This is a genomic window from Patescibacteria group bacterium (genome assembly GCA_035549555.1).
In the GTDB taxonomy this organism is placed as follows: Bacteria; Patescibacteriota; Microgenomatia; order UBA8517; family UBA8517; genus Co84-156.
In genome coordinates, this window is the sequence record DASZQR010000008.1 from 1 (window position 1) to 9,110 (window position 9,110).

General features: G+C 37.3%; 7 protein-coding genes. 3 read left to right on the plus strand and 4 right to left on the minus strand.

From position 1 onward, the window contains the following. Window positions 1–228: 228 nt before the first annotated feature. The 3 genes from VG895_00600 to VG895_00610 all read right to left on the minus strand — a co-directional run bounded on the left by VG895_00600 (window position 229) and on the right by VG895_00610 (window position 5,293). Entirely contained in the window at window positions 229–609 is a 381-nt protein-coding gene (locus VG895_00600; protein ID HWA51542.1) for a helix-turn-helix transcriptional regulator, read from the minus strand. Window positions 610–924: 315 nt separating this feature from the next. After that, window positions 925–4,173 carry a protein kinase gene (locus VG895_00605; protein ID HWA51543.1) on the minus strand — a complete coding sequence of 1,083 codons (3,249 nt, stop codon included), beginning with the start codon at window positions 4,171–4,173 and terminating at the stop codon, window positions 925–927. 40 nt (window positions 4,174–4,213) lie between these two features. Beyond that, window positions 4,214–5,293, minus strand: a complete 1,080-nt coding sequence (locus VG895_00610) for an ATP-dependent 6-phosphofructokinase (GenBank protein ID HWA51544.1) — start codon at window positions 5,291–5,293, stop codon at window positions 4,214–4,216. Between the two features lie 3 nt (window positions 5,294–5,296). Here VG895_00610 and VG895_00615 point away from each other — a divergent pair, with 3 nt between their 5' ends. The 3 genes from VG895_00615 to VG895_00625 all read left to right on the plus strand — a co-directional run bounded on the left by VG895_00615 (window position 5,297) and on the right by VG895_00625 (window position 8,210). Continuing rightward, window positions 5,297–5,887: a cupin domain-containing protein gene (locus tag VG895_00615; GenBank protein ID HWA51545.1), complete on the plus strand. Its 591-nt coding sequence runs from the start codon at window positions 5,297–5,299 to the stop codon at window positions 5,885–5,887. 322 nt (window positions 5,888–6,209) lie between these two features. Continuing rightward, complete coding sequence (locus tag VG895_00620; GenBank protein ID HWA51546.1) at window positions 6,210–6,755, plus strand: DUF488 domain-containing protein; 546 nt, start codon at window positions 6,210–6,212, stop codon at window positions 6,753–6,755. Window positions 6,756–6,929: 174 nt separating this feature from the next. Continuing rightward, on the plus strand, window positions 6,930–8,210 hold the full coding sequence (locus tag VG895_00625) for a tetratricopeptide repeat protein (GenBank protein HWA51547.1): 1,281 nt from the start codon (window positions 6,930–6,932) through the stop codon (window positions 8,208–8,210). Between the two features lie 145 nt (window positions 8,211–8,355). Here VG895_00625 and VG895_00630 read toward each other — a convergent pair whose 3' ends face one another. Continuing rightward, window positions 8,356–8,901 (minus strand): DMT family transporter, encoded by a 546-nt coding sequence (locus VG895_00630; GenBank protein ID HWA51548.1) that lies wholly within the window; start codon window positions 8,899–8,901, stop codon window positions 8,356–8,358. Window positions 8,902–9,110: the final 209 nt, after the last annotated feature.

A 9,110-nucleotide genomic window follows, 5' to 3' on the forward strand; every position in this document is an offset into this window, starting at 1 on the left:
GAGATCCCGCGATCAAGTCGCGGGATCTCAGGCGGACTGCACTAAAGCATTAATTGCTAACTTACTGATTTTTTTCATCTCTATCGCTAAATTTGTGTTGATCCCTCAGCCTTGTGGGAGAGGTGAATTTGCATATGTTCCATGCCGATGCCGCAGAGCGACAGAGATCAGGTGAATAGTACCCTTTTAATTACATTGGACGTAGCAGAAAAATAGTCATTGCCTGAATCAACCAAAATCCACGCGATCCAAAAACCCACTGGCACGTACCTTGCAGAGCAATTCGGATTTAAGCCGGCAATTTAATTTAGTTTTCATATTCTTCACATAGAACTCTATTGTCCTACGCGATAATCCTAAAATTGTGGCCACTTCCGCTGTGGTTCTGCCATAGAGAAAATGGCAAATGGTTTGTGCCTCGCGTTCAGTGAAATACACATTTGGATAACTCTCACCGAGAGGGTATTTTTTAGCTCCTCTCGGTCTGGAGATTTTTATCTGCTCCTGCCGTACCATGCCAGATATGATGCATGGGCTATAATCTTTGATACCGCTGAAAGTACATTCTTGAGCAGAACTTTTCTTGTCTAACACTTGTTTTAAGATCATATCCCAGTACATCATCTACTCCCTTTAATTATTATCATAATAACTACTACCTGGAGCGTGATGTTAGTTGGCTGGCGAATTTGCTGTCAATACAGTAAACAAAGGTTCAAGCTCTGAATAGATCAAAGTAGTCCTTAAATGCTTCTCCCTTGTCGTTCAGGGTCTGATTTAGCTGTCATCCTGAGCGCAAGCGAAGAATCTCCTTATACCGGCACCTCATACTGGGTTACCGCCAGCATAAGGAGATCCTTCGCTTGCGCTCAGGATGACGGCTACAACTCAGGATGACAGTTATAAAAAGAGTTATAAAAAAGTTTACATGATAGCGCAATAGCCTTCATCCTGACGTGATAATTCCTTGAATGGACAATTTTTTAACAAAAATTCGTGGGTTTTTTTGTAAGCTTGTAGTTTTTCTAATAAAAAATGATTTTTTGGACTAGCTGCGAGGTTATCGATCTGACCTACTAAAATCTCTATTAATTTTTCATATTGATCTGCCTTTAAATTCGCTAAAATCCACTGCTGAAGTTTTGCAACAGTATTTTGCGAGTCTAACATTTTTATACCGCGTATCTTCACTTCGCCGGCAGCGATCATACTTGCTAAAATATTTTTAATCGTCTCAAGAATATCTAAATTTAACGGCTGATTAAAAAAATCCGTAGGAGGTTTAGCTGGTTTTTCTTTTTGTCTGGCTGAACTCAGCTTTTTTTCTTTAATGATCGGCTGAGGCTGCGCTTCATTTCCTTCAAAGTGGTTAAATGTTCCAGCTTTAAAACTTTCCTCACATTCTAAAAATATTTGTTCTAATCGATGCAACACCTCTGAAATGGCAGGTCTTTTACTTCTATCTATATTGATACAGTCTAGGATGAGCGCTTTCATTGCAACCGCTAATGGAAACCCAGGCAAAAATAATGCATCCAATTTAGAAAGTTTAGGCTTATCAGATAACGATGTAAAAAGATAAAACAACACCACGCCGATATTATAAACATCTGAAGATTGATCCGGTGTGTGTCCCAAAGATATTTCAGGTGGCATTATGCGCCCGGTTATGTGTCCTAATTGGGTAACTTCCTCAAACTTTTCTGCATCCCATTGGGGTTTTCTACGAGATTCACTAAAATCATAAATTTCAGCTCGATTATTTTCATCAAGCAGAATGATGTCTGGTCTTATATTTCCACACAGCACATTTCGACTATGCACACCCTTAACTGCTCGCGCTAAGTCTATACCAATTTGCAAACGGTCTTTCCATGACAATTTATTAGGTATTTTGTCCTCCCTAATGGCTTCAAGCAAGTTTTTAGGACGATATGGATACACTGCAAAAACATGTTTAAATGACCACGCGTCATAAAACATGCCCAGTTGTTGCGGCGCGAGCACACCAAGAATTGATTGTAGAGCTATTCCCACACTTGTATTTCGCTCCCATTTGCAAGAACCATCTGCTTTCCACACCTTTATCAATACTTTCTCATCCCCACTTTTTTTATTTTTACCCTCCGCAATATAAAGATGGTCTGGATCGCTCGGACATGCCTTTAAAATATTAAATTGACTACATTCAACATATAAACCTGCTAATGGTGCAGCTATAATCCCTTTAGTTTTTAATATTGATAATAAAAATTGAATAATCCAAGATTTTAAATCCCTCTCTAAATGGGTATTTTCAATCATTTTTAACAAATAAGTTAAAATTTTTGGATCTTGACTTAATGCTTTTATTTGTTCAAATACCAATGAACTATCTTTTTGGTCAAGGTCAACCATTGATTTAATAGCTTCGATATATCTTTGATTTTCTTTTGCAATATCATGCGAACTCAAGCAAACTGGCTCATTAAAATCCTGATAGTTATCACTGCAACGATGCAAATCCGTAATTAATTCTACTATAACGGTAGGCATAAATTCTAAAGCAGATTCAATGTTTAAAGTCAATTCACAATTATTCTTAGCATTTTGATAAATTAAATCTGTAAATCTACTTAAAAGATCAGAACGTATACTGATAAAATGCACGCCATTTTCTTCTTTTCTAACAAAAATCTCCTCCGATAATTTAAACAAGGTGAAAATAGCGTCTATCACTTCTTTTGATGATATCAATAAAATTACATTTTGCTGATTTCCCACAGTAATTTCAGGAGCATAAAAATATAGGCTCTTCGCTTTTTCTTCCTCATCGAAAGTCAATACGCAGCGTGGATCTTGTACAACTGCTCTATAAAATTTCTCACCCAACTCCTTAGTTTTTTCCCTCATTTTCTCTAATACTTTTGCATCAAGTGGAACTTTATCTCGCCCTTGTTGTAATACAAATTTACTTTTCTGTTGCTGCACTTTACTCGGAAATGAAATTTCTAAAAGATGATGCTCTTTTGAATAAGAAAGTACCGGTTGCGCAACAAGCCCATCGAATATTTTCCATAACTGTTGCTCTATTTCGGTGAGCGTGATATTTCTCGCCAAGCATTTGTTAATGAGGGCTCTTATTTCTGCTGGGCAATCTGGCGGCCATACCGGTCGATGCAAAACGTCTTTTTCGATATTGAACCACACTAACTCCAGGAGTAAATTACCAAAATCACGAATATCCGTTTTAATGGAGTAATCTTTCCGCCAAGAAGGTGACTTGTATTTGCCCTGTAACACGGGCAGGCTGACTCGGCCATTCACATCCATCAAAATATACTTTGATTTTAGCATTCCATAAAATTCTCCTTTAGCATCTAAATCTTTTAATTTTTTTACTATATCGATTGCAATGCGTAGGCGTTCAAACCAGGAAAACTCTTCAGGTGTTTTTGAATTAAGAAATGTTTTTAATAATATAGGACGAGGAATCGGCAGATTATGAGATTTTTTTTTGTCTTTCTGTCGTGACTTCTGTTTCTCCTCATATCTAGATATAGATGCAACATTCTTTGACTCTTTTGATTTTTTATCATCACTCTCTTTGGAGCTAGGCCGAACTTGTGGATAATCTGCATCTTTTATTTTCTCATCGAAATCCCTCCCTCTTACTGATCCTTGAGCTCGAGCAGAGGCTGGCCTATTGACATCAGGCAAGCATAAGAATTGCACATACTTTTTCATATTCAATAAAAATTGGACACATTTTGTAAAATGCATTCTAGTAGGAAAATCATACAACAGATTTTCACTGTGTCTTACCATTATTTTTATGAGGTTAACATGCTTTTTTTCGTTCCAGTTGTTTTGAATCCATTCCTGAAATCTATCATAGTTTAATTGAAATGGTTTAGCTCCTTGTAAGCTGATATTGAAAACTGAATTATTATTTCTGATAGTTGCTGCTATGGTATTAATAATTAATCTATATTCTAAAATTAATTCTTGTTCTCTAGTTCGCTTTTTATCATCATAGCGCTGTTGACTTGGCGTATTGGGTGGGCTTTCTACTTTTTTTGCCAGAAGGGATACCGCATCAGGCATGGAATTCTGAGTGCGCATGCTGTCATTTTTTTTCTCTGACTCTGCTTTATCATCACGTTGATTGATTGACTGCATTTTTAACCCCAAAGCACATATTTTCGTTATTTATTGGCAATTATTCTCCTTTTCAAACAAAAATCCCCACCGATCTCGCCATTTGCAGCCAAGGGTGATCCAGTGGAATCAACCGCGAACCACCCATAAATTCCTCAATCGGCACTGCCGTCACCTGACCTGCTTTAAAAGCCACAGCCTGACCCCAACGTGACTCCCGCACTAATTCCCCTACTTTAGCCCCCATAGCCAGCGTTAAAAATTTATCTGCGGTAGTCGGTGACTTAGCTCTCTGCAAATGCCCAAGTACCACATGCCGCGATTCTCCTTCCATCGCTGCATCACACCATCTGGCTAAATATTCTCCAATACCCCCCAACCTATCTGATTCAGGGCTACCACTGACTGTAAATGCCACTTTCACACTCTCACCTTTTGGATGCGCTCCTTCAGCAACCGCAATAATAATTCCTCGTTTACCATTTACGCGTTTTTCCCAGATATATTTTCTGAGCTCCTCTAAATCAAAAGGACATTCCGGGATTAAAATTGCATCGGCATAGCCTGCCATACCCCCACCCAAGGCAATCCAACCCGCTGAACGCCCCATGGTTTCAACAAAAATAGTGCGCTTATGTGAATTGGCGGTAGTGCGCAACGCATCAACCGCCTCAGCGACCACGGCACAAGCAGTGTCATAGCCAAAAGTAACATCCGTACCACTTAAATCATTATCAATCGTTTTCGGAACGCCTATCAACGGAATAGAACCATTAAACGACGACAAACATTTAAATGTGCCATCCCCTCCAGCGACAATTAAACCATCTAACTGTAGCTGCTGGTATTTCTTTAGAAACTCCGCTTCTCTGCCTTCAGTACCACATTTATTAGAAGTACCCAAAATCGTTCCGGCAAAGGCATGAATTCCGCTGACTCTTTTGACAGTCAATTCTTCCAGCCGATTTTCAAAAATACCCTCAAAACCATCATATATGCCCCACACTTGATGCCCCATACCCAACAAGGCTTTACTCGCCGCCTCAATAATGCCATTTAATCCGGGAGCATCGCCCCCACCTGTCATAATGCCTAAACGCATATTGTCTGCCTCTTGTAGAAAGATAAAGAAGGAATCCAAAAATTTGAACAATTCATGAGTATATCTTGGATGTTTTATTTTATTCTAGCCCAGCTGAACTCTATACAAAGAAAGAAGCGATCTAGAAGTTCAATTTTCTTAAACAATAAATTCTTTGACTTTAATACAAACGCTGAGATAATTAGTAGAATTTCTGTCAGGGGAGTCCTTATGATTAAAGGGTCAATACGTTTGTTCTTTTTGCTCAGCATCAGTCTTTTTTTAACTATGACTTATGCAGCGAACCACAATCCAGAAAATACTTTTTCCAAAGTATTGCTTCAATCCGATCATTCGTGGGATGGCACCAAATATCCAGCCTACCCTACTTCCCAACCAGAAATTACCGTGGTGAAAATCCATATTCCCGCCCATACAGCATTACCCTGGCATACACATCCCATCATTAACGCCGCCTATGTCCTTTCGGGAACACTCTATGTTGAAACTAAAGACGGCAGCTTGCATAGAACCTTAAAGTCTGGAGATGTATTAGCTGAAATGGTAAATAAGGTACATAGAGGCTATACGACAGATCAGCCAGTCGATTTAATTGTGTTTTACGCGGGAACGCCTGGCACGCCAACCGCGGTAGTCGCTAAATAAAACATTATCATCATGTAATTTCAATCGAGAAAAAATAACTGGTAATGCCATTGCGAAATAGAACCGTAAAATTTTGCAAAAAATTGTCGACGGCATTAATTCCTATAAGCCAGATAATAAAATTTTAATAAAGAAAATAAAAAATAATCTTAACAAAGATTAATAATGCCAATCATCTTGAGAAAAAATCTACAGACCTTTTAAATTGAAAAATAATTTGCGGTATAATTACCAAAGAAAATGCATTAATGACTATATTTTCTAAAATTTCTATTTTAAAAACTTCATGCATTCTTAAAAAGATATAATCTCGGCAACGGTTATGAGCAAAATTTATACGATTGGGCACTCGACGCACACGCTAAAAGAATTTGTTGATATCCTTAACGCATACCAAATTACGCACGTCGTTGACGTGCGGTCAATACCAAAATCTCGACACGTGCCATGGTTTAATGAAAAACCGTTAACCATATCTCTTCGTAAAAATAAAATTGCATATACACACCTAACAAAGTTAGGGGGCTTGCGTCGTCCCATTAAAAACTCAATTAATATGGGTTGGCGTAATGCAAGTTTCCGTGGGTTTGCCGATTATATGCAAACAAAGGAATTTTTCCAAGGATTGAAGGAATTAAATCTCTTAATCAAAAATAGAGACGGGGTTGTTATCATGTGTGCTGAAGCCGTACCTTGGCGTTGCCATCGTTCTCTGATTGCAGATGCCGAAGCAGTTCGAAACATCACTGTATTAGAAATCATAAGCAAAACTTCTGTTCATGTTCATAAATTGACCAATTTTGCAGTCATTAATAGAAACAAGAAACCCATTCAAATAATTTATCCCAAAATTACGCCTACTTCGTAGAAATTGCCCTTCAAACTCTACTTGTAATTATGCATAGACTGTCATTTCCGCCTATGCGAGGGAATGACATTTCTACAGAGTTAGAAACGCGCGTTGTTATTGTTAAATGATAAGAATTACTTAAGATTTGCTCTGTATGATCTAGCTATCTCTAATGACAAAAAGAATCCGATCATGACTGAAGCTAAAACTAATCCTTCCAACCGAGAATTGACAAGAATTAAATTATTGTTAAAAAATCCCCAAGGGTTTGTCGAATGGCTGGAAGCTCAGCCCTATGATGACTTCCAAAAAATTGCATTTTTAAAAGATATTTTGATTCGAATATATGAAAATCACAAAAATGGTTCTTTACCCCTCACCCAAGAACAATTAACCCCGCTTATCCATCAAGGCACACAATTAATTCGAGGCTACTTGACCGCCCTAGATAAACGTGTCCGTTGGCCTACGGATGAAATTGCAATTGTGATTCAATTTATAAAATATGGAAATGCATTGGATTTCTCACTAAATCAACACAACTCGAAAAATCAAGATCAGACGATAAAAAAACCCGTAAATATACCGGCACAAGAAATTTCTTCCGGCTTTGATAAAAAAAATGATAGCGCTTCAAGATTAAAAACAAGTCACTATTCTTCCATGTCCAAGATATTAGCCATGTCCAAGTTACTAGATGATGTAAAGCACACAAATGTAGATCTCATCCATCCTGAAGAAATGACTACACTAAAAAAATATTTACCACCTTCAACATTAGCGTTATTAAATGAAAAGCATTTAGCATGGTTTCACAAACTCGTTCAAGAAAATCCTGGTCGTGCATTATATGAGCTAGCTCGATGTTTTGAATCAGGCAATAATGACCTCGAGATTAATACAGATATAGCAATATCCGTTTATATTAAAGCTGCTAAAGCAAAAAATGCAGACGCCATGTGCTATTTAGGGCATATTTACGAATATGGCGTGCATGGTGTAAAGCGAAACTTAGATACTGCCTTTAAATATTATCAACAGGCAGAACAAAATGGTTCAGAACAAGCTAAAATCAAAATTTTAAGACTTCATGCAGATCATGGCAATGATGCCAAGGCTAAATTTAAACTTGGACAATATTGTTTTAACGGTTACCGGGATATCATAGAAAAAGATAGGGTCAAAGGTTTAAAGTATATCTTTGCTGCTGCACAACTTGGGCACCCTGCTGCCAAGCAGCAATTAAAAGCCAGTGCCAATGAAATATATGACTTGGCAGAATCTTTAGTAGCGACTGGAAAAGTTTATAACATCCAAGATGCCATGGAGTTATATCGCATTATTATTGCATCCAGCGATAGTGAAACGTTGCAACTAAGAGCAAGCCGACGACTTTATAGCCAATCTTCCGCCCCTCCCGTGACGCACGAACCGGAAATCGATTCTGTTCCATTCACACATGGGGTGACATGAGGTTATGGTTAATTAATAATTTGCCCATTCGATGTCAATACCATTCTTTAGACATTTTTCCCCCGCTGTTTTGAGTTTGGAAATAATGAACGCTAAGATTCTTCCATGCTGGTTTTAGGAACTTCTATCACTTGATATCCCGTTCTCATAATGCTTGCTGTTTCAACTTTTGAGACGAATCATTAATGCTTTGATAACTTACTCGGTGCAGATGGTACCTTATTTTTGCTCCAGCCATGGAAGCAAGGCATATAAAAAAAATACCCAAAATAGTTATAAAATTAGGATTAATCTTATTACTAAAAATTTCTACAATAAATATCATAACGGGCATTAGGGGTGAAATTATTGAGATAGTAATAGGCTCTAACTCTTTTAATGAATATTGGAAAATAATTTGCGGTATAACTATCAAAGAAAATGCATTAAAGAGTATATTTTCTAAAATTTCTATTTTAAAAATTTCATGTATCCTTTGGTAAGATATAATCCCAGTAATAGCTATGAGCAAAATAAATCTTATTGCTAAAATATCAAATGGAGAAAAGCCGCTTTTACTGAGTTTTTTAGCATATATATTATTAGCTGCCAGTGATACACCAGCTGCTATACAACACAAAATTGCAATAATCAAATTTTTTAAGCTGTAAGTTTGGATAGATATTTTTTGTTCTAGACAAATTAAGACCATAAAGAAAATGCCTAAGAATAGCAAAATTGAAATAATATAATCTAAATATCCAACGTTCTGACCTTTGTACCGAATTGCCTCAGAAATAACCTAACCGAAGGACCCCCAATTTAAAGGTAAAAACCCCAACGTTGCCTCATAATTCACCTAACTTAAGGAAAAGGGGTGAATTTATGAAAAAAGGCGTCAATTTAGAGCATTTCTTGATC